The organism is Bombiscardovia apis, from assembly GCF_033095945.1.
GTDB classification, from domain to species: domain Bacteria; phylum Actinomycetota; class Actinomycetes; order Actinomycetales; family Bifidobacteriaceae; genus Bombiscardovia; species Bombiscardovia apis.
Genome location: NZ_AP026800.1, coordinates 482030 through 507645, shown reverse-complemented (window position 1 = coordinate 507645; position 25616 = coordinate 482030). Strand labels below are relative to the sequence as shown.

Annotated in this window: 16 protein-coding genes and 1 pseudogene; 2 read left to right on the top strand and 15 right to left on the bottom strand. The window is 56.3% G+C overall.

All coding sequences use genetic code 11. The features are described from left to right. Positions 1-101: 101 nt before the first annotated feature. On the bottom strand, positions 102-3668 hold the full coding sequence (gene rpoB, locus R8377_RS01935; RefSeq protein WP_317643282.1) for a DNA-directed RNA polymerase subunit beta: 3567 nt from the start codon (positions 3666-3668) through the stop codon (positions 102-104). A 447-nt stretch (positions 3669-4115) separates the two neighbouring features. Between rpoB and R8377_RS01930 the strand changes: the two genes are divergently transcribed. Continuing rightward, positions 4116-7430 carry an RCC1 domain-containing protein gene (locus R8377_RS01930; RefSeq protein ID WP_317643281.1) on the top strand — a complete coding sequence of 1105 codons (3315 nt, stop codon included), beginning with the start codon at positions 4116-4118 and terminating at the stop codon, positions 7428-7430. Positions 7431-7765: 335 nt separating this feature from the next. Here R8377_RS01930 and R8377_RS01925 read toward each other — a convergent pair whose 3' ends face one another. The 5 genes and pseudogenes from R8377_RS01925 to R8377_RS01910 form a co-directional block, all read right to left on the bottom strand. Then, a complete protein-coding gene (locus R8377_RS01925) occupies positions 7766-8203 on the bottom strand; it encodes a polysaccharide lyase family 8 super-sandwich domain-containing protein (protein ID WP_317643665.1) in 438 nt (145 codons plus the stop codon). A 152-nt stretch (positions 8204-8355) separates the two neighbouring features. Further along, a pseudogene (locus R8377_RS01920) lies at positions 8356-8823 on the bottom strand (hypothetical protein); the annotation flags it as partial. A gap of 32 nt (positions 8824-8855) precedes the next feature. Continuing rightward, positions 8856-9212, bottom strand: a complete 357-nt coding sequence (locus R8377_RS07810; RefSeq protein WP_425605034.1) for a hypothetical protein — start codon at positions 9210-9212, stop codon at positions 8856-8858. Positions 9213-9569: 357 nt separating this feature from the next. After that, positions 9570-10259 (bottom strand): hypothetical protein, encoded by a 690-nt coding sequence (locus R8377_RS01915; protein WP_317643280.1) that lies wholly within the window; start codon positions 10257-10259, stop codon positions 9570-9572. Positions 10260-10278: 19 nt separating this feature from the next. Further along, positions 10279-11187 (bottom strand): HhH-GPD family protein, encoded by a 909-nt coding sequence (locus R8377_RS01910; protein ID WP_317643279.1) that lies wholly within the window; start codon positions 11185-11187, stop codon positions 10279-10281. Positions 11188-11256: 69 nt separating this feature from the next. Here R8377_RS01910 and R8377_RS01905 point away from each other — a divergent pair, with 69 nt between their 5' ends. Beyond that, positions 11257-11904, top strand: a complete 648-nt coding sequence (locus R8377_RS01905) for a tRNA (cytidine(34)-2'-O)-methyltransferase (protein ID WP_317643277.1) — start codon at positions 11257-11259, stop codon at positions 11902-11904. A 54-nt stretch (positions 11905-11958) separates the two neighbouring features. Here the strand turns inward: R8377_RS01905 and galK are convergent, their stop codons facing one another. The 9 genes from galK to R8377_RS01860 form a co-directional block, all read right to left on the bottom strand. Further along, positions 11959-13218 carry a galactokinase gene (gene galK, locus R8377_RS01900; RefSeq protein WP_317643276.1) on the bottom strand — a complete coding sequence of 420 codons (1260 nt, stop codon included), beginning with the start codon at positions 13216-13218 and terminating at the stop codon, positions 11959-11961. Positions 13219-13323: 105 nt separating this feature from the next. Further along, entirely contained in the window at positions 13324-14610 is a 1287-nt protein-coding gene (galT, locus tag R8377_RS01895) for a galactose-1-phosphate uridylyltransferase (RefSeq protein ID WP_317643275.1), read from the bottom strand. Between the two features lie 34 nt (positions 14611-14644). Continuing rightward, the gene (locus R8377_RS01890; protein ID WP_317643664.1) at positions 14645-15487 is read right to left on the bottom strand and encodes a DeoR/GlpR family DNA-binding transcription regulator; all 843 of its coding nucleotides are present in this window, start codon (positions 15485-15487) and stop codon (positions 14645-14647) included. A gap of 171 nt (positions 15488-15658) precedes the next feature. Continuing rightward, entirely contained in the window at positions 15659-16477 is an 819-nt protein-coding gene (locus R8377_RS01885) for a polyprenol monophosphomannose synthase (RefSeq protein WP_425605012.1), read from the bottom strand. A gap of 332 nt (positions 16478-16809) precedes the next feature. Continuing rightward, the gene (locus R8377_RS01880; protein WP_317643274.1) at positions 16810-19116 is read right to left on the bottom strand and encodes a transglycosylase domain-containing protein; all 2307 of its coding nucleotides are present in this window, start codon (positions 19114-19116) and stop codon (positions 16810-16812) included. Positions 19117-19192: 76 nt separating this feature from the next. After that, positions 19193-19915: a Crp/Fnr family transcriptional regulator gene (locus R8377_RS01875; RefSeq protein WP_317643273.1), complete on the bottom strand. Its 723-nt coding sequence runs from the start codon at positions 19913-19915 to the stop codon at positions 19193-19195. 129 nt (positions 19916-20044) lie between these two features. After that, positions 20045-21292 carry a lipoate--protein ligase family protein gene (locus tag R8377_RS01870; protein WP_317643272.1) on the bottom strand — a complete coding sequence of 416 codons (1248 nt, stop codon included), beginning with the start codon at positions 21290-21292 and terminating at the stop codon, positions 20045-20047. 19 nt (positions 21293-21311) lie between these two features. Beyond that, entirely contained in the window at positions 21312-22991 is a 1680-nt protein-coding gene (locus R8377_RS01865) for an NINE protein (protein WP_317643271.1), read from the bottom strand. Between the two features lie 134 nt (positions 22992-23125). Continuing rightward, positions 23126-25609: a S9 family peptidase gene (locus tag R8377_RS01860; RefSeq protein WP_317643270.1), complete on the bottom strand. Its 2484-nt coding sequence runs from the start codon at positions 25607-25609 to the stop codon at positions 23126-23128. Positions 25610-25616 lie beyond the last annotated feature (7 nt).

Here is a 25616-nt window from a genome sequence, read left to right as displayed (position 1 = left end):
TGTCTTTCAAATTCTTGGCAGCTCGCGGGCTGCTGCTTCTTCGACTCTTGGGGGGTTGCCAGCGCTAGTTTCGAGCACTAGCAACCCATGTTGGCTATCGCCTAGCGGTATTCGGGCTCGGCCGCGCTCTGGTCTGCCTTAGCAGAAGCGTCTGGCCTAGCTCCAATATTGAAGCCCAAGTCTCCGGATGCGTCGACGGGGTCGTCTTCCTCGTCTTTCATCTCGATGACATTGCCTTCTGCATTCAAGACTTCCACGTTCAGGGAGAGAGACTGCATCTCCTTGAGCAAGACCTTGAAGGACTCGGGGATGCCTGCTGGCGGCAGGTTCTCGCCGCGTACAATCGCGCCGTAAGCGCGCACACGGCCGTCCACATCGTCGGACTTGGTGGTCATCATCTCGTGGAGGGTGTAAGCGGCACCGTAAGCCTCAAGTGCCCACACCTCCATCTCGCCGAAGCGCTGACCGCCGAACTGAGCCTTTCCGCCCAGCGGCTGCTGAGTAATCATGGAGTAAGGACCAGTGGAGCGAGCGTGAATCTTGTCGTCAACCAAGTGGTGGAGCTTGAGCATGTACATGTAGCCCACGGAGATTGGCTTGGGGAAGGGATCGCCGGTGCGGCCGTCGAAGAGCTGGGCCTTGCCGTTGTCTCCCACAAGCTTGTTGCCATCGCGGTCGGGCAGGGTGGACTTGAGCAGGCCGCGAATGGTTTCGGGGCGCACACCGTCGAACACGGGAGTAGCCACCGGAGTGCCCGGCTCGCCCTTCTCCGCGCCCTGGGGCACGTACTTCTTCCACTCGGCTTCCATGTCAGGATCCAAGCTAATATCCCAGCCAGCGTGAGCAATCCAGCCCAAATGCAGCTCGAGCACCTGGCCCAAGTTCATTCGGCTAGGTACACCCAAGGGGTTGAGCATGATGTCGACCGGAGTACCGTCTGCCAAGAAGGGCATGTCTTCCTCGGGCAGAATGCGCGAGATAACACCCTTGTTGCCGTGACGACCCGAGAGCTTATCGCCCTGAGTAATCTTGCGGTGCTGGGCCACGTATACGCGAATCATGCGATTCACGCCGTTGGGCAGCTCGTCGCCGTCTTCCTCGGCCTCTTCGCGAGTGATTTCCTTGACCTGGATTACGGTACCAATCTCACCGTGAGGCACACGCAGAGAGGTGTCGCGCACCTCGCGGCTCTTCTCACCGAAGATGGCGCGCAGCAAGCGTTCCTCAGGGGTCAGCTCGGTCTCACCCTTAGGAGTGACCTTACCGACCAAGATGTCGCCGGCCTCAACCTCAGCGCCGATGCGGATAATGCCGCGCTCGTCGAGGTTGGCCACTGCATCCTCGCCCACGTTGGGCAGATCCCGAGTAATCTCTTCGGCACCCAACTTGGTTTCGCGGGCATCAATCTCGTATTCCTCGATGTGAATGGAGGAGAGAGTGTCGTCGCGAACCAGACGCTGGGAGATAATCACAGCATCCTCGTAGTTGTAGCCGTTCCAAGGCATGAAGGCGACCAGCGCGTTCTTACCCAAGGCCATTTCGCCCTTTTGAGTGGCGGGGCCATCTGCCATGACCGTGCCAGCTTCCACGCGCTCGCCGTTCTTAATCAGAGGCACCTGGTTGTAGCAGTTGGTCTGGTTGGAGCGCTGGAACTTAGCCAAGCGGTAGGAGGACTGCGTGCCGTCGTCGTTCATTACGCGAATCATGTCGGCGGAGACGTAGATGACTACGCCCGGCTTTTCGGCCACAATCACGTCGCCAGAATCTACAGCGGAACGCCATTCGGAGCCGGTACCCACCAAGGGGCGTTCGGACTTGATCAGCGGCACAGCCTGACGCTGCATGTTGGTACCCATGAGTGCACGGTGGCCCTCGTCATGCTCCAAGAACGGAATCAAGGAAGCACCTACGGAAACCATCTGGCGTGGGGACACATCCATGAGGTCAACTTCGTCGATAGGCACATCGACTGCCTCTTCCTCAGCCTTACGAACCAGAGCCTGCGAGTCCACAAAGTGGCCGTCGTCGGTGAGCTCCTGGTTAGCCTGAGCGATGGTGTGCTCGCCCTCTTGATCAGCGGTCATGTAGATCACATCATCGGTCACCTGACCGTCGACTACCTTGCGGTAGGGGGTCTCGATGAAGCCGAAGGGGTTCACGCGAGCAAAGGTTGCCAGCGAGCCAATCAAGCCGATGTTAGGGCCTTCAGGAGACTCGATGGGGCACATACGTCCGTAGTGAGAGGGGTGCACGTCTCGCACTTCCATGGAAGCACGGTCGCGAGAAAGACCGCCGGGGCCTAGGGCCGAGAGGCGGCGCTTGTTGGTCACACCGGAGAGCGGGTTGTTCTGATCCATGAACTGCGAGAGCTGAGAAGTTCCGAAGAACTCCTTGATAGTCGCGTTCAGGGGGCGAATATTAATCAAGGACTGGGGGGTAATGGCCTCAGCGTCTTGAGTAGTCATGCGCTCGCGAACCACACGCTCCATGCGGCTCAGGCCGGTACGCAGCTGGTTTTGAATCAGCTCGCCCACCTGACGCACGCGGCGGTTTCCGAAGTGGTCGATGTCGTCTACGTCTACGCGCAGCTCAACGTCTTCACCATCGCGCTTGCCGGTAAAGGTCTTGCCGCCATCATGCAAGGTCATCAAGTACTTAATGGTGCCCACGATGTCTTCGGCGTGGAGGCTGCGATCGTTGAAATCGGCTTCCAAGCCCAGCTTGCGGTTGATCTTGTAGCGACCCACGCGCGCCAAGTCATAGCGCTTAGTGTTGAAGTAGAAGGACTCCAGCAGGTTGCGGCCAGCCTCGGGCGAAGCTGCATCTGCGGGGCGAATCTTGCGGTACAGGTCGGTCAGAGCCTCGTCTTGAGTCTCGATAGGCTCCTTGTCGAGAGCGTCGAGCACCAGCGGGTAGCCCTTGAAAGCCTTGCGAATCTCGGCCTTAGACATGCCGATGGCCATCAGGAAGACGATAGCGGACTGCTTGCGCTTGCGGTCTACGCGCACACCCAGCATATCGCGCTTGTCAATCTCGAACTCAAGCCATGCGCCGCGCGAAGGAATAATCTTGGCGCCGAATACTTCCTTGTCGGAAGTGCGGTCGGGCGTACGGTCGAAGTAGACACCGGGAGAGCGCACCAGCTGCGTTACGATAACGCGCTCGGTGCCGCCGATGATGAAGGTGCCGTGAGGCGTCTGCAAGGGAAAGTCGCCCATGAAGACGGTCTGGCTCTTAATTTCGCCGGTCTCGCCGTTCTCGAACTCAGCGTTCACGTAGAGAGGCGCAGAGTAGGTGTAATCCTTCTCTTTGCACTCCTGCACCGTGTGGCGGGGCTCTTCAAAGTAAGGGTCGGAGAAGGTCAGGCTCATGGTCTGAGCGAAGTTCTCGATAGGTGAGATCTCCTCGAAGACCTCAGCTAGGCCAGAGGTGTGAGGGGTGATGTTAGTGCCGTTGGCCTCATCTTCCTCAACCTTGCGCTTCCAGCGTTCGTTGCCGATAAGCCAATCGAAGCTATCGGTTTGCACGCCGAGCAGGTAGGGCACGTCGATGGGCTCTTTAATAGAGCCGAAGTTGACGCGGTCGGAGGCCTTGTGCAGCTTGATTGCTGCTTCGTCGGCGCGAGCTTGAACTTTAGTACTACTTTTTGCAGCTTTAGTGGCAGCCAAAATGGACTTTCCTTATCGTTCGCCGTATTCGATAATTCTTGCTTGTGTGCGTAACCCCAGAGCAAACGCCTTCAATAGCCACTATATGCCAATACGCGGGCGCTTCCTCTATGACGCATGCCCGCTATATGACACACCTCATACGAACTCTCAACCATACCACCTCCCGCCCCATTACGCAAGCAGCAAAAATGCCCACGAAACCCCACACTCCTCCCCCAACTTGCGCCAGAGCTATTTCCAGTTACAAATACGTAAGGAATAATGCTAGAGTTAAAGCAAATAGCCAAAACTGTGAGTCCAGTTGACCGTTGGGGAACCGGAGTTGGGCAGGCCGCAGCGCCCAGGCGCAGGTAGCAGTTTTGAATCGATAACTTATGTTGTAGGGGATTATTACCATGCGTCGTTTACACTCTGCCAGCGCGGCTGTGCTAGCACTAACTCTGATTGTCCTTGGGGGGGGGGGCTATTCAACTAGCCCAAACCGCACACGCTGACCCCGCGTCACCCCACTTCCGCGTCAACCCCAAGAGAACCACAGCCTCAGGCCGCGCAGACCTCACCATTAGCCCATTTACATTAGCGGGCGTTAATTTTACTGATGTTCAAGGCGGCTATACTCACACCTTAGCGCTTGACGAAACAGGCAATGCCTACGCATGGGGCAGTAATCAACGAGGTCAGCTGGGAACAGGAACTACGGTTAACCAGATAAAACCTGTTCCCGTAAAAATGCCAGTCGGCGTCAAATTTGTCCAAATAAACTGTGCGTACTATGAACACTCAATTGCTCTTGACAGCAACGGAAATATTTGGGCATGGGGTCGTAACGACAAGGGGCAATTGGGATTAGGAGATACAACTGATAGGTTGGTGCCAACGTTGGTCCCCCCTACTGCCGGAGTTGCTAAATTTACCAGTATTGCTGCCGGAGACGACTATAACATCGCTTTAGCAGACAATGGCAAAGTATATGCATGGGGCAACAATGACAACAGTGATGAACTCGAGCATCAAGGTAACGGACAACTCGGGGTCGGAGATACTATTAAACGGCTTAGACCTACACCAGTCGTGGGTATTCCCAGCACAGTTAGAATCACCAGCATCAGCGCTATGGGATTCTTTTCCATGGCCCTTGGAAATGATGGAATCATTTATGAATGGGGTTCAAACCGAAATGGTGAAATCGGAAATGGCACTGCAGGCATTTATCTTTATGTAACAACCGCTTCGCCGGTAAATCCTCCAAGTGGGTATCGTTGGACAAATGCAGTGGCCAGTGGGCACACCGCAATGGCTACAGCCAGCAATGGTGTCACTTATGTCTGGGGGGCCCCGCAATGGGGGCAACCTGGAAATGGTTATATGAATACATCAGAAACCGTCAATTGGGTTACACCTGTTGCTGCTTCTCCACTAATGCCAGCGGGAGTATCGATCACGAGTTTGGTACGAGGTGCTTGGCACACTCTCGCTATTGGCAGCGACAATAAAATCTATGCTTGGGGTAGAAACTTATGGGGCGGTCTTGGCAGCAGCAGCGTCCCATCAGGCGCAGCAGCAGCAACGCCTGTTCAAGTAACCATGCCGAAAGGAGTCAAATTCACACGCATCGCAGCAAAGAATTGGAGCTCGTTCGCCATCGGAGATGACGGGAATACTTATGCATGGGGTTTGAATAACTACGGACAACTAGGCGTTGGCGACACCACGATGCGAACAATTCCGACTCGTGTGGGTGGTGCTATTGGCATTGATAAAGTCACTATTGATGGGGTTGTTGCTAGTGGAGTGAAGGATGCTACAACCTATGCGTGGTCAGGTAAAACACCTGCTGGTACTCCGGGTACGACGGTTGATATTAAAGTGGATTGGAGTCTGGTCGGACTCGGTGTTCAGCCCAGTGAAACCTACCAGCTCTATTACCTCGACCTCTACACCGTCAAGTTCGATTTGGGCGGCGCTCCCGGTACCGCCCCGCCAGACCAGCAGCGTGAGGAGGACAGTGGCAAAACACTGGATTGGCCTACCACCCCGGTATGGGAGCATCACTGGTTCACCGGCTGGTACACCGATACGGGCGAGCCGTGGGATTTTTCTCAACCAGTTACTTCGAGTATGACTTTGACTGCGGGTTGGGAGGAGTATGCGTTTAAGCTTTACCCGGCTCATAGTCCTTCCCAAGGTGGGGTGAGCTTATCGGTGTCTGCTCCAGTCGCGCCGCACACTATCACGTATTCGTCCCTGTCCGCGGGCCAGGATTACACGCTAGCGATCGGCTCTGATGGCAACGCATACTCGTGGGGCTCCAACCAACACGGCAGGCTCGGCTCGGGTAGCGCAGACATGCAAGCCCATCCTTCGCCTTCACGCGTGCACCTACCCGATACGGTACGCGTCTTACAAGTAGCAGCCGGTAGTTCACACGCACTCGCTTTAGGCAGCGACCACCACGTCTACGCATGGGGAGCAAACACTCAAGGACAAGTAGGAAACGGTACTAGTACAGACCAGAACACTCCCATCGACTTAACCAACACCGGTCGACTACCCTCTACCATTATGCAATTGGCAGCCGGTGATGATTATTCACTAGCCCTTACTCGTGATGGCCATCTCTACACATGGGGTTCCAACCAATACGGCACCCTCGCCACTACCACTAACGCTGGCACCACTACCCCTAATAGCCTGCCCACTGACGTGAGCGCTGCTGGTAGTTTACCTACCACGATTCGTTCTATCAGTGCTGGCAGCCGCCACGCTCTAGCCGTCAGTAGCGACCGTCACGCCTATTCGTGGGGAGCTAACGAGTATGGTCAGCTCGGCACCAACACCAATCTGGGCACTGATACCGCGCAACCCAGTCCAGTTGACCTCACCACAACAGGAGCCCTACCCGCTACCATTGCCCAAGTAACGGCTGGTAGCACTCACTCACTCGCCCTGAGCCAAGACCAGCACACGTACTCATGGGGCGATAACCAGCACGGCCAGCTAGGAGACAGTACCACCACCAGTCGCAGCACACCCACAGACTTGAGCGCAGCCGGGTTTCTCCCCTCTAGCATCAGCCAACTCGCAGCAGGAGAGCACACTTCCATAGCGCTCACCACCAACGGACACGTACACACTTGGGGAGTCAATACTAGCGGCCAACTCGGCAACAACAATACGGGCGTGACTCAAGCCACCAGACCACTCGACATCACTACCATCAACGCTTTACCAACCATGACCCGTATCACAGCCGGACGCAATCACACGAGCGCGATCACCAACAGCAGGCAAGTTTACAGTTGGGGAGCCAACACAGCAGGCCAACTCGGACAAGGCAGCAGCGACACCAATCAGCACAGTCAACCCACACAAGCCCAAGCCACACAAGCTCTCACTGTCACAGCGCTCACCATAGGCACCACAAACACACCAGACACACCCCATTGGGACACCGCCAGTAACACTTGGCAAGCCACCAGCCCAGCCGGCAACCCCGGCCAAACCACCAGCACCATCCACTGGAAGCTAGGAACCTATGACCAACCCAACTACATACTCCCCTTCACCTACCACTACACACTACCCAGCGCCGGAACAATACCACTCCAACGCATCAGCGGCAGCCTTGCCCTCACCCTCACACTCAGCGCCAGCCTCGCCTTTACAGCAAACATGATCCATCGCAGGAAGAGGAACAACCACATACCCACAAAACAAAACACTAAGACGACTTGTTTAGGTGAGGCTGCGCCAAGGTAATTCGATTTGTACATAGGTCCACTATTTGCTTATGAACATTGTAACCTCACTCGCATTTGAGAAGTACCAGCCCGTTTCACTGATTGGGGATCAGCGGCAGCAAGCACGAATTGCTTGAGGCATGGTCGTTTTGAAGTTACACCTTACAAGGGATAGCCTGCTGGTTTTCGTCATTTTTGAGCACTTGGATACTGGGAGCGCTACTTTGAACCACCATGTCTGCTTGGCTAGCTCCCCTCCGCAAGCACATACGCTTATGTGCTTGCGGAGGGGGCCTTGCCATGCTCAACCATGAGGCTGGCGTAGGCAAGCGGACTCTCAGTAGTGTTAATTTGTTACCAAGAACCAGTTCCGCTCTGTTTTTGGGCATTTACACTTGCATCTGAAAGGAAGCTCACACCCAGATTACTGCTACTATCCGAGCCGGTAAGCAGTGCCCAACGGGGATTTTGCAAGGTCTGCGCTGCGGATATCTCCTGTTCATCTACTAGGAAAGTTTGCTGGCCGTTTGCGTTCAATTTGCGGTTCAAGACAGCAGTTTCCGCTTGATTGTTGGCATCGCTAGAATTGATACCTGCGCTCAAAGTTACGATAGTATCTCCCAAGAAGAACCCACTTTTCTTTGCCTTGAGCGGGCTGCCGGTTACGCCATTCATGGATTCGAAAAGTGAAGCAACGCCATTGACGCCATCGGAAACACCACCGGCCCAAGACTCAGTATTTGCATAATTATGCCAGTTAATGAGCCTGCCCATTTTGTGGTCTGCGGTGATGCCTTCGAGAGCAGAGGAATCAACGGTGGGCCAGTAGCCGTCGTTGTAAGGATGGTCGGCAGCCTACACGCAGAGCGCTCCGCCCCCCCCTGATAGTACTGTCCCAAATCGCCGGCAGCATTGAGAACTGGGTTGATATAGCTCAAATACTTGTTTCGGTAGGCTGCGTCAGAATTGCCTTGACTAATAGTGGCAAAATATACTAGCACGTATTTACCTGAAAGCGCACTTTTGGCAGCTGCCCTAAACACTCCCCTGCCGCGAGTCATATCCATAAGCTGCTCATGATACATCAGAGGCAAAAACCTGTTGTCCAAGTATTGATAGACAGATTTGAGCCATGAGATGGATTCCAGCTGCGCACTACCTTGGAACATGTTGGCCAAACTTGCGACCTTGCCCAGTAACACGGCTCCATAGCCGCCGTTGTATGGAACTGTGCCGTGCTGCGCAAAAGAGTCATCTGTATAAAACCCGTCGCCCTGTGTCACAAGAGCAAAGGCCGCTCCCATTGACGACAATTCCTGCGATTGCTGGGCGGAATCGTCGGATTCAAGCCCCATCACCAAGCTGACATAACACTTGTCGAGTGAGTTAGCACCCGTCTCAGATACTCCCATTGAGACACTTTTGCAGGTTAGGCAGGAAACGCTTAAAAATAGTTTGAAAGTCTTGCACCCTGCTGGGTGTTCGAACAATCACGAGTGAAGTCGAGTATCTTAACGAAATCTATCGGTATGCCTATCTCAAAATGCCACCGATTGCCATAGATTCTCGTGGGAACCGTATATGCGCGTGCAGTAAACCAAGTCCATGCTTCCACAATCTGACTTTTGAGCTCACTGCTGTGATAATAACTCGAATCCGGAGTCTGGTAAATCGTGGCCATTCGCAAGATGTTGTCAGCCGTGTCATTGAGCCGAGCGGAATCTGTAGCCCAATTAGGTAAGTCACTAAATAAGTATTGTGAGTTGTTGAGCGTGAGTTTGCTGAGTACTCGGGCTTCAATGTCCTACTCGGTACTAGTTATAATGGCCGCCACTGTCATATCATTGCGCGTATTGGGCTCGCCAACCAATTCATTTTGTAGGTTGTCGAGCGTTTAATCATTGCCCGATGCCATTGCTAATCACGAAGTGCCAGAAAGTAGTCCCGCACTCACCGCCATTGCACAAACCACCGCCAGCAGCGATACCTGTCCTAAATAAGTTGTCTTTCTCATGTCTTCCATCCTCCTTGGTCGAAGATAACTGCCCCTGATGCGCGGCTCCTGCTGGCATCATTGCACGGCATACCTTTGATTATAATCCCAAAAAGAGTCAAGTATGCAAGGCATAGATTACGAGTGCAAAAAAAGAAAAAGTAGCTACTGGACTATGAGAGGGATTACTTCGGAGGTGACTTTGGGGTTGGACTTGAGGATGAGCTGGGCCTTGTAGGTGCCGGGGTTAACTCGCGGGAGGCTTTGGTCGGAGAGGCATTGGGCACCCGAAGAGTTGGCATTCCAACGCAGAGGCTGGTCGTCATGGTCGCCTTGGGCCATGAGCAGGAGGCGGTTGTCAACTGGGCAGGAGTCGGAGCGCCAGATGGTTTGGTCGCCGGAAGTGATGACTAGCACGCGCGAATCGTTGGAAGCGTCGATAAGGCAGGAGTCCGTACCCTTGTGGGCGATTACGGCAGTGAATTCAATGTATCCACCCACGGTAGTTGTGGGCTCCGGAGCCGTGAGTTTTAGCTCAGTGTTGGAAGAACCGCAGTTGGGCACGCTCGCCTTTTTGGTCTCCGTAGGCTTCGGCGAGGGCTTGACCGGTAGCTTCTTCGAGACGCGCTTGCTACTGCTGGCGCTTGAAGAGGGAGTAGGCGCAGGCGCAGCGGTACGCGCACTATTCGAAGCAGTCGAGCTAGTGTTGTCTCCCCGCCAGCGGTTGAGCGAACGCACGCCCGCAGCGATGCCCCACACCAAGCCCGCCACGAGCAAGACCGCGATAAGCAGGGCAACAATGCGCCGCCTACGGTAGACCTTGCGCTGCTGTTCGCTAATATTCCTCTTCGCCATACTGCCCTATTCTAGCCGCTTACCGGGGCAAACGGATAGCTCCGCCCGGCTCAATCTCTATGAGACCATCTTCGTCGAGCGAAGCCAAGCAAGACCCCAACTGTGCTGCGTCGCTCCAGAGCTCGTCGACCTGCTCTTTTGGCAGCGTTTGGCCCGAATCCAGCGGGCGCAGGGCCGCTAGGACAATACCGCGCACCTGCCTATCCGTGCCTTGGAATCTCTGTCGAGGACGAGTACGCCCCTCCCCTAGCCCGGGCCGCCCAGCTGCGAGGAAAGCGCACATATCGCACAGCGGGCACTCCTGGCAGGCGGGAGACTTGGCCATGCAAACCAAGGCACCCAGCTCCATAGTGGCCTGATTCCACACCGCAGCCGCCTCAGCACCCTCGGGCAGGGCCTCTTGCGCCAGTTCGCGGTCTTGGGGCTTGGTGGAGCCTCCGTGCGATTCCACGCCTGCGAATACGCGGGTAAGTACGCGACGGATGTTCGTGTCGAGCACAGGCACGCGCTGGCCATAGGCAAAAGAGAGCACCGCGCTGGCCGTATAGTCACCAATTCCGGGCAGGGAAATGAGTTCATCGTATGTTTGTGGCAGCTCATTGTTGAAGCGGTCGCGCACTTGGACTGCGCACTCCTTGAGCCGCAGGGCCCGGCGGGGATATCCCAACCTCCCCCAAGCAGTAATCACCTCGGCTGCGGAAGCATTGGCGAGCGCGGCCGCATCAGGCCACATTCGCATCCAATCCTGCCAATACGGCACCACCCGGCTCATCTGCGTCTGCTGGCTCATAACCTCGCAAACCAGCACCCCCCAAGGGGTCGACCGCCCAAAGCGCCAAGGCAAATCCCGAGCATACTGCTCCCACCAAGCCCCCAAAGCCCGGTGCGCCCGGCCGAAGCTGGCTGTCTCAATCTTTGCCTGTGTCATAGTCCATCTATTGTGGGCCAAACGCCTGACTTTAGTTCGCCTGTCGCTTGACGAGGTTAGGTTAGTGCTATGAGCGAACATGTTGAAGAAGGATCTGCGGCCGAGGGCGTGCAGGCTATGTATGAGTATGGGTATCGTAAGGCTGGGTATGGGCCCGACGAGCTGGTGACGGATGCGCATGGCAATCCTATTGCGGTGACCGATGCGATGATGAAAGCGGAGGATGCGGCCAAGCAGGTTACGTCTACTCCCCACTTGTGCTACTACTCGCCACGCATTCCTGGCAACACGGGTTCGGCCATCCGCTTGTGCGCTGTGACGGGCACGATTCTACATTTGGTGGAGCCGCTGGGCTTTAATTTGAAAGATACGAAGCTGCGCCGGGCGGGCTTGGATTATCACGACATGGCCCACGTGGTGCTCCACCCCAACTTCGATAACTTAGTTGAGACTATGCCCGATTCGCGCATTATTGCTTTTACCGCGCATGCGAGCAAGCTCTACACCGAGGTGGAATACAAGCCTAACGACATCTTACTCTTTGGCCCTGAGCCCGGCGATATTCCCGATCCTATGGAGATTATGGGCGGGCCGCACGTGGCTGAGCAGGTGCGGCTGCCTATGAGGCCTAGCCTGCGCTCGCTCAACTTGACCAATTGCGCCTCGATTGCGATTTATGAGGCTTGGCGACAGCTGAACTTCGCAGGCGGCAAGTAAGTAAAGTAAGCAAAACCGGGCCGTGCTGCGCTGGCAGGCCCGGCAGGTTGGGGTTTACGCTTCGCGAGCTGTCGAAGAAGATGGCAGGGCTGCTAAGGCACGGGGCTGGTGGAATCCTTTGCGCTCGAACTCTTGGGCAATCTGCTCGGCTAGGGGCTTGGCTTGGCCCTCGCTGACCAGAGCAATGATGGAGCCGCCGAAGCCGCCGCCGGTCATGCGAGCGCCGTAGGCACCATTGGCCCGGGCCACTTCGACCGCCGTATCGAGTTCGGGCACGGTAACCTCGTAGTCGTCGCGCAGGGAATCGTGCGAAGCGTCGAAGAGTTCTCCGGCACGCTCAATATCGCCAGCGTCGAAGGCTTCAATGAACTCCCCCACGCGCCCAATCTCGGTGATAACATGGCGAACTCGCTTGCGCTGGGTTGGGTCACTGAGCTTAGCTATGACCTCTTGGAGGGCCTGCTGGGGATTGCTGGCAGCCGCTACTTGGTCAGCTACCACGCGCAGGTTGTCTACGCCCAGCGCGGCGGCGGCATCTTCGCAAGACTTTCGGCGGGCCGCATACTGGCCGTCGTTGAGCTGGTGGAAGGCTTGGGTGTCGAGCACTAGCAGCTCTAAGCCCTTAGATTGCAGGTCGAAAGCCACCTGTTTGACCGATTCTAGAGCGCTCAAGCCGGGCCTGCAATCAAGCAAAATGGCGTGGCCCTCTTGGCAGCGCATGGAAGCCGACTGGTCCATGCCGCCGGTTGAAGCGCCCGCCATATCGTTTTCGGACTTGATGGCCGCTTCTATCAGCCTTAGTCGGCCTTGGTCGCTGCCGCCAAAGCCTAGGCCATACACATCGTCGAGAGCGAGAGCCGTGGAGCAAGTCATGGCAGCAGACGAGGAAAGTCCGGAGCCTACTGGCACGCTGGACACGAAGGCAGCATCGAAGCCGCGCACTTGGTCAAAGCCGACCTGGCGCAGGGCCCAAGCCACACCAACCGGGTATGCGGCCCAGCCCGTCACGCCGCCAGCCTGCAGCCCACTCAGCTCGGCATGCTCGCTCTTGGAGGGGTCGAACGACGAAATAATGCGCACTTGTGTGTCTTCGCGCGGGCTCAGGGCTATAAAAGTGCGGTGGGGCAAGGCTATGGGCAGGCAAAGGCCAGCGTTGTAGTCGGTGTGCTCGCCGATTAAGTTGACTCGCCCCGGGGCCGACCAGACTCCGCTTGGTGCTTGGCCGAAGGTCTTGGTAAAGAGGGCGGCGGCTTCTTGGGCACCTTGGCCCTTAGCGCCGGTGGAGAGCGCTTCCACAAATTCGACGGTGCTCATGCTGGGCTCCTTTGCTGCGTACATGGCTATTTTGCATGCTGCCGGACCGGTTGCGAGTCGGCAGTTTGCTACTTATCTTTTGCGTCAGACTTGACTTCGACTCCCCTAGGCTTGGGCTATGTCAACTGGGCCGATTTCGTGGAAGCGAGCGGCTATCAGTTCTGGCGTGGTATCGGATATCCACACTCCCATGCCCGACTCTGACCCGGCCAAGTGCTTGACTTTATTTGCATCTCGGCGCAAGGAGAAGAACTGCAAGTTGAGGCGGTAGTTGGCCCTGCGCTCGTCGTGAACCGGCGCCTGATGCCAAGCGGAAATGTAGGGCAGGTCCATACCCTTGCCGTCGCCCTTGTCGAAGAAGGCATTGCCGCGCTTGAGCAGGGCTGAGTAGATTTCGGCTAGATCCCAGCGCTCTTGGTCGTTGAGCTGGTCGATGGTCAAAATGCCGTCTCGCACTGGCACCACGTGAACTTCGAGCGGCCAGCGGGCAGCAGCGGGCACATACGCCACCCACGAGTAGTTGCGCATAACAATACGCTCCCCCGCTTCTAGTTCGGCGGCCAGAATATCTTCGAGAAGGTTGCCGCCGGTGCGCTCGTGGTAGGTCTGCGTCTGCTTGAGCTCGGCTTCCATGCGCGGGGCCACGAAGGGGTAAGAATAGATTTGCCCGTGCGGGTGGGCCAAGGTCACGCCGATTTCTTGCCCGTGATTTTCAAAGGGGAAGACTTGTTCGATGCCTTCGAGTGCAGAGAGTTCGGCGGTGCGGAAGGCCCAGGCTTCCACTACGGTGCGCAGGCGTTTAACCGACAGCTGGGCTGGCAGAGAGTGCTCGTCGGGGTCGAAGCACACTACTTCGCAGCGCCCGTTGGCCTCGCGTACGGGCCACAGTTGGTTGCCATCCACGTAAGAGGTTGAGAGCTTGAGTCCTGGCACCTGCATCATGGAGGGGAAGCGGTTCTCAAACACTACAACGTTGTAATCCGTGTCGGGCACTTCGCCGTCTTGGTAGGGATTGCCGGGCTTGCGGACAGCCAGCGGATTACCGCTTGCCGTAGCACCCGGCCCTGCGGTAATGGGCCTGTTCATGCGAGCCGTGGACATAGGAATCCAGTCGCCGGTCAGCGGGTCGCGGCGCATTTGCGGGGCTTGGGGGGCCACAGGGTTTCCTTGGGTATCAACTCCGGGCCCAAAGCGGTCTGCTAGGGGGCGCGGATCGTGCAATTCGCGCGTCTTAGCACCACTCACATAGGCCGGATCGTCGTCGAAGTAAAAGAACTGGCGGCCATCAGCCAAGGTGGTCGGCGTGATGCGGATATGATCAGCCGCGTATGCTCCTGGCCGGTAATGCTCGGTATGGTATTGCGTCGGTTGTTCTTGCCCGCTTTGGCTCATCAGAACTTCCCTTCCTATTTCTTGGCGCGAGCAGCTACTCCTGCTCAACGCTTGCGTCTACTGCAGCGTCTCCCACTTCTCCCGAGGGCGCAAGCACGAGTTCGCGCACTAGGGACTTAGTTTCTTCGACGGCAGGCAGGTCGAGACCATCGTCGGTCACCACTGTGTCTACTTGGTCAAAAGAAGCGAAGAGGGAAAGCGAGGTGCAGGACCACTTGGTGTGATCCGTCAAAATGATAGTGCGGTCGGCAATCGACATGAGCGCCATATCAGTAGCCGCCTCAAGGGAGTTGGGCATGAGGAAGCCGCGAGGAATGGAAACCGAGTGAGTGCCCAAAAAGACGGTATTGACACGCAGGGAGGCCACAACCTTGTCTGCGATGGGGCCTACGAGCGAATTGGACCGGGTGATGACGCCGCCGGTCACGATGACTTCGACTTCCTTGCTCTCCATAGCTTGGACCAGCTCAGCCACCGGAATCGAATTAGTGAGGATTGTGATGCCCTCACACTGGCGCGATTCTAGGAGATGCTGGGCAAATACGTAGGCAGTGGTACCGCCACCGATAGCGATAACATCTCCAGGCGAGACGTAAGAAACAGCCCGGCGAGCGATAACGTCTTTGAGGCCCATCTCCATCTGCGACTTCACCGAGAAGAGAGGCTCAGCTAAGAGGGAGGAGGTGGTGACTGCGCCGCCATGGACTCGCTTGAGCAGACCTTTATCAGCCAAGTCTGCGATGTCTCGGCGGATGGTCATAGCAGATACGCCCAGCTCTTTAGACAGGGCCGTGATGCGCACTGCACCCCGGGTACGTAGCCTGTTGAGGATGAGATGCTGCCGTTGCGAAGAAATCATACGAACATTATCGCACACATTCGCCCAAATATGCAAGGCGACTGGAAAGTGAGATGAATCCATAGTAGCAGAGGAAACAATCGCCCTATGATGCGCCTATTCTCCTGTGCAAACTGGGCGACCCGACTATACTAAGAATGCACATGCAAACGATTCAATGTTTAAAACAACGATGTAAATGCACAAGGCCTAGCGTGCAGGTCGAGCCCGGAAGAACTTGCCCACCCGTTGCAAGCCCCAGCGACTCACCCGGACCATAGCCTCTACAACGATGGCAGTATCCATCTTGGAAGCCCCGCGCTGGCGCTCTACAAACACGATGGGCACTTCCACGCACCGGCCGCCCACCGCTTGAATCTGGCGGAGCATGTCGATTTGAAAAACATAGCCAGACGAATGAACCGCGCTCAAATCAATCCGGCGCAGTATCGAGCTACGATAGGCCCGGAAACCGGACGTAACATCTCGTACATGCAGGCCCAAGGCCCGGCGGGCATACCAAGAACCGCCGCGGGAGATGAGGGCGCGATACCAGGGCCAACCAGCGGTCTTACCGCCGTGCACCCGCCGAGAGCCAATCACGGCGTCTACCTGGGGTCTGTTCTCCAAGACGCTCAAGAGCCGAGGCAGATCTTGAGGGCGGTGGGAGCCGTCCATGTCCATCTCACAGATAATCTCGAAGCCGCGGTTGAGCCCCCACGCAAAACCGGCTAAATAGGCTGGGCCAAGTCCGCGAGGCCCCTGCCGGTGCAGTACCGCTACTCGCTTGTCTGACTGGGCCAACCTGTCAGCAATGCGGCCGGTGCCGTCTGGAGAATCGTCGTCTACTACCAGGATGGTTGCGGATGGGCAGGCCAGTAGAATCTGCCGGATGGTCAGGGCAATGTTGTCTGCCTCGTTATAAGTCGGCATCACCAGTAAAACTTGAGGAGCCAGCGATTCCTGCTTGGGCTGAGCGTGTTTACTAGCAGAAGAAGGGGGCTGCTGATCAAGCCCCTCAGCACTCATAAGAGAGCCCCCGAAGCTGAGCGAAGACTGGTGTGCGGCCGAACCATCTTGCCCAATACACAAGCAGAAGCAACCTCACTCACTATAGCGGCGTAAGCCTTGTAATCAGCCAAGATTCACCCCTTCATCTCTTGCGAACAGGTCGGACTACAGCAAAACTCCTTGCGCCAGCTCAAGGCCTGCCCCCCTAGATTGCCTCTCTTTTCATTCTACGCAACCCTAAGCCGCGTGCATGTCAAAGAGCTGCGGGCGAAGTCTCAGACCGAAAATCCAACTATTTCCAATCAAGTAATGGTTGCTCTCTTTACAGCTGGTAACTGCGCAGCTGAACCTTACTCGTGTTGGGCCGGAGCTGCCGGAGCTGCGGGCTGAGGCTGAGCGGCTGGCTGAGGCTGGGTTGCCGACTGCTGTGGTTGGGTCTGAGCCTGCGGCTGAGCTGGAGTCTGGGGCTGGGCGCCCTGCTGCTGTGGCGTAGCGGGCTGCTGCTGAGTGGCCTGTACCGCCCCTAGATACTTAGGCTCAGGGGTACCGTAATTGTTGTCGGCAGGAATACCTGCAGCCGCCAAGTAGTCGTTCATGAACTTCTTCCATGCGGGTGTAGCGATATACATGCCGTACCAAGAGCCGCGAGATACACCGTTGATGGTCTTGCCAGTGAAGGAAACCTGCCCCTCAGCGTTACCCACTGCCACATACGCAGCCACCTGGGGCACAAAACCGCCGGTAAGCATGTACTTGTCTTCGTGGGTACCAGTCTTGGCGAAGGTCTTGCGTCCGCCGTCAAGCTGGGTTGTCGAAGCCTCGCCGCCAGGCTGGACCACACCCTGGTTCAGTGCGTAAGCTGTAGTTTCAGCAATCTTAGGGTCGATGGCCTGATGGCAGTTGGCTGAGGGAACCTGAATCTGCTTATTGCGCTTATCAGTCACCTTCTTAATGGCGATCGGCGAGCATTCCACGCCCTTAGCTGCGATAGTGGCATAGACATTAGCCATAGTCAGCGGTGAAGAATTGGAGGAGCCAATCGTCATGGAAGGCTGGAAAGAGCTCTCCGAATACACGTCCATCTGGTCGCGGGGCGAATTATGATAGCCCATCTCAGCTGCAGTATCAGCAATCGAGCACAAGCCTATTTGCTGGGCCATCGAAGCCTGAGTGGTGTTATGGGAACGCACGAGCCCCTGCAAGGGCGTCTCGGGATTGACCGTGCCGCCACCGGAGTTAGAAACCGCCCAGTTGTCTCCGCCGAAGCCATATTCCTGACCGCTAGCAGTCTTGCAATTGAAGGAGCTCTTGGGGTACGAAGTAGTGGTGCGCAGGGGCTGGTTGATGGACTTGCCATTCTTCATCCAAGCCACCATGTTGATGGGCTTCCAAGTTGAGCCTTCGGGGAAGCCGTAGCCGCCACCATCTACCTGGTCTACCGCAAAATTCATAGCAGTACGAGTGCCGCCGCCAGAGTTTTCGGTAGCGTCGTAAATACGGTTAAGACCGAAGCCAAGGACTTCACCGGTACCCGGCTTAATGGCAGCCATAGCCACCTCGAAGCCCGAAGGATCGTCGACGGGAATAGTGGCCCGAGCTGCGTCCATGGCAGCCGTATTGGCGTTGACATCCATAGTTGTGTAAATATCCAAGCCGCCTTCTTTAAGGAGCTTGTTGCGAGCCTCTTGTGTCTTGCCGAACTCCTTAGAGTTCATAATCTGTTTGGTCACGTAATCACAGAAAAAGGCTGCGTCTCCAGCCGCCTGGCAACCCGCGTCTACGTTCTGCACGTGGAGCATCTGCTCAAGAGGCTTGGCCTTGGCCTTATCTCGGTCGGCCGCGGAAATATAGCCCTCTTGCTCCATCAGGTCGAGCACAATATTTCGTTGCTCCTGAGAAGCCTGCATATCGACAGTAGGATCGAATTTGGCAGGGTTCTTGGTTACAGCAGCAATCGTCGCTGCCTCGCCCGCATCCAAATCTTTAGCAGCTTTATTAAAATAGCGTTTGGCAGCGGTCTCCACACCATAAGTATTCGTACCGAACTGGGCGATGTTCAAGTAGCCCTGCAAAATCTCGGCTTTGGAATACTTCTTCTCCATCTGCACAGCAATTAGCATCTCGCGCATCTTGCGGGCAATAGTCTCTTCACGCGCATGGTATTCGGCAATCGGGTCGTTGTCTTCCTCGGCCTGATTCATGAGCACATTCTTCACGTACTGCTGGGTGAGGGAAGAACCACCCTGGGTGTCTCCCTGCTTCACGTACGTTTGGATGAAAGCACGCAAAACGCCTTGAGTATCAACGCCTGAATGCTCGAAGAAGCGGCGGTCCTCGCGGGCCACAACAGCCTTCTGCATGGTGTCAGAGACCTCGTTAAGGGGCACCACGATACGATTTTGCGCATAAAAAGTCGCGATAACCGTGTGGCCATCTGAGGCATACAAGCGCGACTGTTGGGGCAAATCGTTCACGTTGAAGTCGACATTGTCAACGCTGAGATTCGGCATCATGTTGTTGGCAACAGCATTGACCCCGTATACTCCGGGCAGGAGGAATCCAGAGACTACCACGCCACCAGCTACACAGAAAATCAGGTAAGCCAGCAGGAGCGTGAGAAAGCGGTGGACTGTCATCGACTTCTTGTTTTCAGGCATAGTATCCATTCTAGAACTTCCGCTCTACCTGCGAGCGCTACCGCGCCACGCCAACCAACAGCCTCGCCGCCCGGTATTACATGCGAGAACGACGAATCAGAGCACCGGGATGGTAAATAATGATGGTGCGACCTTTACGAGAAATCCACTTACGGTTGGAAAAGTCCATGAGCGCCTTATTGACCGTCTCGCGTGAAGCACCCACGAGTTGAGCCAGCTCCTCCTGAGTTAAGTCGTGAGGAACCATCAGCCCCTTCTCGAAGGGCTCGCCGAAGCGGGTGGCTAAATCTATGAGCGTCTTAGCCAAGCGAGCCGGCACATCCATAAAGACTAAATCTGAGATGCGCTCATTGTTGGTACGCATACGGTTTGCCAAGACTTGGAGCATATCCACAGCCACGCGAGGATGATGATTGAGCCAAGCAAAGAGATCCTCGCGTTCAAGGGCTGCCACCTGGGAATCGTTAACCATGACCACTGCCGAAGCTGTACGAGGACCACCGTTTGGATCAAAGACCGGAATCTCGCCCATGATTTCGCCCCGGCCGTGGATGCTGAGCAGCTGCACGCGATGGTCTGGGGACTGTCGAACTAGTTTGACCCTACCTCGCTCTAACAAATACATGCGGTGGTCGGTGTCTCCCTGACGGAAAATAGTCGACCCCTTGGGCAGTGTGTACTCCTTGAGTGCGCCCAAAAGTTGGTCGGCTTCTTGCCTTGGAATTTGTTTGAAGAGCGCGGTCTGTAGTAGAGCACTGTCCGCTTGGGGACTGTCGTTAGCTTTACGAACCACCACCATCCAACTTTCTTTTCTCAGCGAGCATCGTCTTCGACCCTCGTGCTTACACGTGATTATGCACCCACACCTACCGAGCGTTCGTTCAGACTCTCTACGGACATTAGGTCTTGTACATTTTTGCCTTTCCCATCATACGATATCGGCTATCCATTCATCGCGAGCAAAACGTGTGGCAGCCAATTCTTGCCCCTTTTGCTCTATGCTCGCACTCACCTTCGATAGCCGGGCTTGGGGTGCCAGCTGTGGTATGTAGGCCACGAGCGCCTCTACTAATTGGCGCTTACTCAGGCTAGTTTGGCGTTTGAGGGGATCGACACGAGCTTGTGCCGAGGGCACGGCTTTGTCTCGCATCTTCTCGTCTGAGACCTTAAGCACTTGCAACATGGCCTGGGTATCAATGTCGTAGGAGAGCATGTCGTGATGGAGCAAAGCCCCACTCTCGCCTTGCTTGGGAGGCAGGCGTCGCTCGGCAGCTCCACCGATTTTACCCCGACTGGAGGCGATATCGTTCATTCCCGACCAGCCGGCGTGAATCCCTAAACGATTAAGTCCTTCAACCAGCCACAAGTCGCACAAGCGGTAGGTCCAGCTGGCATCGAGGCCCTGAACCGCTGCGATTGGCAGGTAGAGGGAGTAGGTGATGATATTGCTAGGTTGGGCGAACATGGCTCCCCCACCGGTCACACGGCGCACAATAGTAAAACCACGCTGGTGTGCTTGATCAACGTCAACTTCACTGCTGAGCGACTGGAAGCGTCCAATCACCACTGCTGGGCTGCTCCACTGCCACACTCGCAAGGTTGGCGGTTGGATGCCTGCTTGTACAGCCTCAGCCAGCGCCAAATCGAGGGCCAACTGCTCGGCTGGTGGACGCGGAGTATCGAGGATAATCTGGAGGGGCATTTGCCGCCAGCGCCGAGCTAAGTCTTCGCGGCGTTGCGGGCTCATGTCTGCCGGCATAACCAGCTGACTGCCTTGAAGTCGGGGCTCCGAGCCCTGCGCTGGTTCGCACACACCCATTACGAGTTCGCCAGCTTCGGGCGCTTGAGCTAAGGCCCGGCACAAGGCCAAGGCTATCGTACGCCCGCTGGCTCCGATAAGGTCGCTGGCTGCATCGCGCGCAATCACTTGAATGAGGGCTTTCTCCACCTGCTGGCACTGCACTGGCAGACTGAACTGCTCAATACAGCTTTCCAAGGCCTTAATCAGGTCGAACTGATCACTCGCACTCTCAACGAAAAAATCACCATCAATACGGCAGGAGGCAATGTTGACTTGACTCTCGTGAACCCGCTCAAGCTCGACAGAAACGGCCACTAACTTGCCGCCAGTCAGCTTACATTCGCCGCGAAATCTCCCCAGAGTTCTTGCTTCCATTGCCTAATGCAGCCTGCTTTCAGTCGGTGAGTTCAATCCCATAGGCATCTTGGTGGCGGGCAGAGCCGGGCTTTGAGGTCAAGATAAGAATGCCTTCTACAATGCCCCAAGCCCATGAAACTGCGGGGCCGATAAAGAAGAAGAAAGCACCGATGCAAGAAATCATAAGCTGAGCCATGCCCCTGCCGGTGTTGCCCAAGTAGAAGTTCTGTATACCAAAAGCACCCAAGATGATGCCCAGCAGACCGGCAACCAGTTTACTGTGGGGCTTGCGGGCAGCCTCTGGCGCAGCGTTAGGATCCATATACATGGCTTGCTGCACGTTCTGCTGAGGAATCTGCTGGCCATAAGCGCCCTGGACTGGGTGACCGGGCTGCATCTGTCCGTAAGCAGGCTGACCGTATGCAGGCTGAGCTGCTGGCTGCTGACCATTAAGCTGACCCGAGTACGGCTGCTGTTGATTGGGCTGCTGACCCGCCTGGAATCCCTGCTGCGGTTGAGCCGCTTGAGCATTGACTGGCTGAACGTTAGTTTGCTGAATGTTAGTTTGCTGAGCGTTAGACTGCTGAGCGTTAGACTGCTGAACATTGGCCTGCTGAGCGTTAGCATCCTGCCCATATTGAGCAGCAAGAGCCGGCGCGGTCATAGACGCAGCATTGTCTGCCGAAGGGCCGGGAGTTTGAGCTGCCTGCATATCAGGAGCTTGGTTCTGCACTGGCTGGTAGGAATCATAAGTCACACCATAAGCAGGCTGAGTCGTTGCAGGATTAGCAAACTGGCTCTGCTGAGGCTGGCTGCTTTGAGTCTGCTCAGGCTGATATGATGCCGGCGTTGCCGAAGGCTGGCCATAGTTTGAAACCTGCTCAACAGAAGCTCCCTGCTTGGGCTCAGATTCGGCCCTGCGAGGCTGCTTCGAAGCCACATCGGCAGAGTTCGCATGCGTTTCGAGCTGGTTTGCGTAAGCGCCAAAATAAGCAGCATTATCGCTGTAAGTATTGGATGATTCAGCAGGGGTTGCCGGCGCAGCAGTTGCAGGAATTGAATAAGACTGCTGGTCTTCGGGCTTGCTCTCGGCTAGTGGATTGCTAGGTACAGCAGCTGGGGCTGGGCTCGAAGGCTCAAGACCAGAGGCCAAATATGCATCTGACTGATAGCTCGAAGGCTGGAACTGGGCCGACTGGTAGGGCTGGTTCAGCTGACTTGACTGATTTGACTGATTTGACTGAATAGATGCCTGATCAGCAGCCGAAGAACCAGTTGTCGAATCCTGCTGGCCATAGCTATTGGGCAAACTTGAAGCAGCGGGCGCAGCCGAATCCATAGGAACTGCCGGGCTGGGTGACCAAGGCTGTGTTGCTGGCTGAGCGCTGGTTGGAGCATTAGTCGCAGCGAGCGGTGACTGGTCTAGCGCGGGCATCTGCCAGTTAGAAACCTGCGAATCGGACTGCCAAGGCTGGCTAGATTGCCCGGTCTGCTGGTACGGGTCAGAAGGCATTTGCCCAGGAGCTGCGTAAGGCGAAGCTGGGGTCGGGTTTACCCAAGCCGAGGAGTTCGAAGGCTGGCCAATCTGAGGAGCTGCCCACCCACCACCTGCTACTTGCGGTATCGAAGGAGTTGCCTGCCAAGGCTGCGCGGCCTGCTGAGCGTTGTTGGCAGCTGCCTGGTCGCTCCCTATGTTCTGAGATTCGTTCTCGCTCATACTGTTCCCTACTACTTCGCCACGATCCAGCTCGCTGGTGTGCAAGCTGCGGTCGCCAGTTACCTGCGGCGTTCCCCGGTTCTGGCACAACTCATTAGTCTAACTATAACCTGAGCCCTGTAAACTCCAGCAATTCAGCCCTTAAGCAGGTCAGGATCGTCTGGCTTGAGTATGGACAAGCATACGGCATTCTCCAAAGCTAGCTCCTCCCACTGCCGGTAGCGGCCCGTAGTGCCCCCGTGCCCCGCTTCGACTTCAATCTTCACTATCGCATCAGCAGCAACTGCCGACTCTTGCAGTCGCGCCACCCATTTGAGTGGTTCTACGTAAAGCACTCGCGTGTCATTGAGGGAGGTAGTGGCGAAAATTTTAGGGAAATGTTCGCTGCCGAAGCGGGCTTGGCGCTCCTCGGCTTCGGGCACATTTTCGTATGGAGTGTAGGCCTTCATATAACGGTAGACATCCAAGTTATGTAGGGGGTCTCCCCACTCATCCCACTCAGTGACCGTGAGCGGTAGTGAGGGGTCCAAAATCGAGTTGAGCGCATCTACAAAGGGCACGTCTGCCTCAATACCCGCGTATAGCTGAGGGGCCATATTGGCGATAGCGCCCATGAGCAAACCACCTGCCGAACCGCCGTTGGCCACCGTACGAGTGGGATCAATCCAACCGGCTTCTTGCAGGGCAGCCGTGCAGTCGATGAAGTCTTCAAAAGTGTGGAGTTTCTTGAGTCTGCGCCCTTGCTCATACCAGGCGCGACCCATCTCTCCCCCGCCGCGCGTGTGGATGCAAGCGTAGACTACGCCGCGGTCCAGCATACTCAAACGGCCCACCGAGAATCCCGGATCGGAGGCTATTTCATAGGAGCCGTAGCCGGTGATGAAGCAGGGAGAGCCGGAGCTTGAGGCAGGTGCCTCTCGACCAGCAGCTTCGGGCCAAGTCAGCGCAGCAATATCGCTGGGAGCTTCCAACCGCTGATTGCTTAGACCCTCGTCAGCTCCCTCTAGGGCAGGCACCAGGCCCCGCCGCCAGACCAGAGATACCGGCACCTCAGCTCCGTCTCGCACCTTCACCCAGAGCCTGCGCTCAGCATAGTTGGCCTGGTCAAAGTCACCCAAGACTTGAGCCCGCTTCAGCAGCCGATCCTCGCCAGTAGTCACGTTCAACTCGTGAAGCTCGGCAGGAGCGGTGTAGGAGGCGAACGAATAGCGCATGGTTGGCGCTTCGTAGGAGGCATTATCGCCGGAAGCAATAGCGTAGATTCTACTGATATCGCCGCCCGCAGGCTCAACCTCTCTGAAGGACCAGGGCCGGCCCGCTTGCAGGTCTTGCGCAGCCTGGGCAGTAGGGATAACCGCTAAATGCATGAGACTGTTGGCCCGGTAGCTGAGCAGGGCAAAATGCTGGTAAATGCCCATGCCCTCAATGCTGAGCCCGCGAGCGCCCTGCAAAATCTGAGGATTGCCTTCGCGGTAGTAGGGCTCATTGAGCGAAATGGACTGGTCGGAGCCAGCATCTTCGCAGCCGTAGGGCGAACCTTGGGCTATGACTACGCCTTCGTCGAAGCTGAATGGCGGCTGGTGGCTTCGCATGTCTATAAGGCGCACGCTAAAGTTGGGATTATCCAAGTTTTGGTAGACCACGGCCACGGGAAGTGGCAGGCCATCGCCGCCTTCGGGAGCAGGCAGGGAGGCAAAGGATACGTCGTATTCCACACCATCTTGGCGCTTGATGAAGGGCTTGAAAGTGCCTTCTGGCTCGTCTACCGAAAGCAGGAGCACTTCACTCGTGGTCTTGGAAGAGCTGCCAATCACTACTGAACGCTCGTCGAAGCTCAGGCCCACACCCACCCAGTAGCGCTCGTCTTTTTCGGTAAAGACGCACACGTCGCTGCTCGTGGGAGTGCCCACCTTGTGACGCCAGACAGAGTAAGGTCGCCATGCTTGGTTAACTTTGGCGTAGAAAACCCACTGAGCATCGGGCGTTAGCACAGGACCGGACGACACTTGGTCGATGCGGTCAGGCGTGTCTTCGCCCGTTGCCAAGTCTCGCAGACGAATGTCGTAGCGTTCATCGCCATTGGTATCAACGCAGTAGAGCATCCAACGCCCGTCTGAGCTCACGTCGAGGCCACCGAGCCGGAAGAAATCGTGACCTTCTGCCTCACGATTGTTGTCGAAGAAGACTTCCTCGCCGGGCATTGAGCCGGGAGCGGATGTGCGGTCTATCTCGGGAGGGTTCCAATCGTTGGGGTCTGTGACCGGCATTCTGCACTGCATAGCGTACTGGGATCCCTCGCGGGTGCGAGTGAAATACCAGTAGCCGTGCATGCGGGTGGGCACCGACATGTCGGACTCTTGAATGCGCGATTTGAATTCGTCGAAGAGGCGGAACTTGAGTTGGTTGAGCGGCTCTAAACGCTGCTGGCAGTAGGCGTTCTGGGCTTCTATATATGCTTTGGTTTCGGCAGAGTCCTTGTCTCGCATCCACTCGTAAGGGTCAGTGAATTCGTCGCCGTGAATCTTGCGGATGGCAGGGCGCTGGAGGGCTTGCGGCGGGTTGAGGCCGGCTGAGCGCGGGGTCTCATGAGCTGAGTAGGACTGGCGTAGAGAAGTCATGCCCTGA

What these genes read in the sequence shown, in the direction of transcription:
- galT (WP_317643275.1), bottom strand. Translation starts at nt 14,610, where the DNA reads ATGAGCCAAAGCGGGCAAGAACAACCGACGCAATACCATACCGAGCAT.
- R8377_RS01870 (WP_317643272.1), bottom strand. Translation starts at nt 21,292, where the DNA reads ATGGAAGCAAGAACTCTGGGGAGATTTCGCGGCGAATGTAAGCTGACT.
- galK (WP_317643276.1), bottom strand. Translation starts at nt 13,218, where the DNA reads ATGAGCACCGTCGAATTTGTGGAAGCGCTCTCCACCGGCGCTAAGGGC.
- R8377_RS01915 (WP_317643280.1), bottom strand. Translation starts at nt 10,259, where the DNA reads ATGGCGAAGAGGAATATTAGCGAACAGCAGCGCAAGGTCTACCGTAGG.
- R8377_RS01910 (WP_317643279.1), bottom strand. Translation starts at nt 11,187, where the DNA reads ATGACACAGGCAAAGATTGAGACAGCCAGCTTCGGCCGGGCGCACCGG.
- R8377_RS01875 (WP_317643273.1), bottom strand. Translation starts at nt 19,915, where the DNA reads ATGGTGGTGGTTCGTAAAGCTAACGACAGTCCCCAAGCGGACAGTGCT.
- R8377_RS01885 (WP_425605012.1), bottom strand. Translation starts at nt 16,477, where the DNA reads ATGAGTGCTGAGGGGCTTGATCAGCAGCCCCCTTCTTCTGCTAGTAAA.
- R8377_RS01905 (WP_317643277.1), top strand. Translation starts at nt 11,257, where the DNA reads ATGAGCGAACATGTTGAAGAAGGATCTGCGGCCGAGGGCGTGCAGGCT.
- R8377_RS01860 (WP_317643270.1), bottom strand. Translation starts at nt 25,609, where the DNA reads ATGACTTCTCTACGCCAGTCCTACTCAGCTCATGAGACCCCGCGCTCA.
- R8377_RS01865 (WP_317643271.1), bottom strand. Translation starts at nt 22,991, where the DNA reads ATGAGCGAGAACGAATCTCAGAACATAGGGAGCGACCAGGCAGCTGCC.
- R8377_RS01880 (WP_317643274.1), bottom strand. Translation starts at nt 19,116, where the DNA reads ATGCCTGAAAACAAGAAGTCGATGACAGTCCACCGCTTTCTCACGCTC.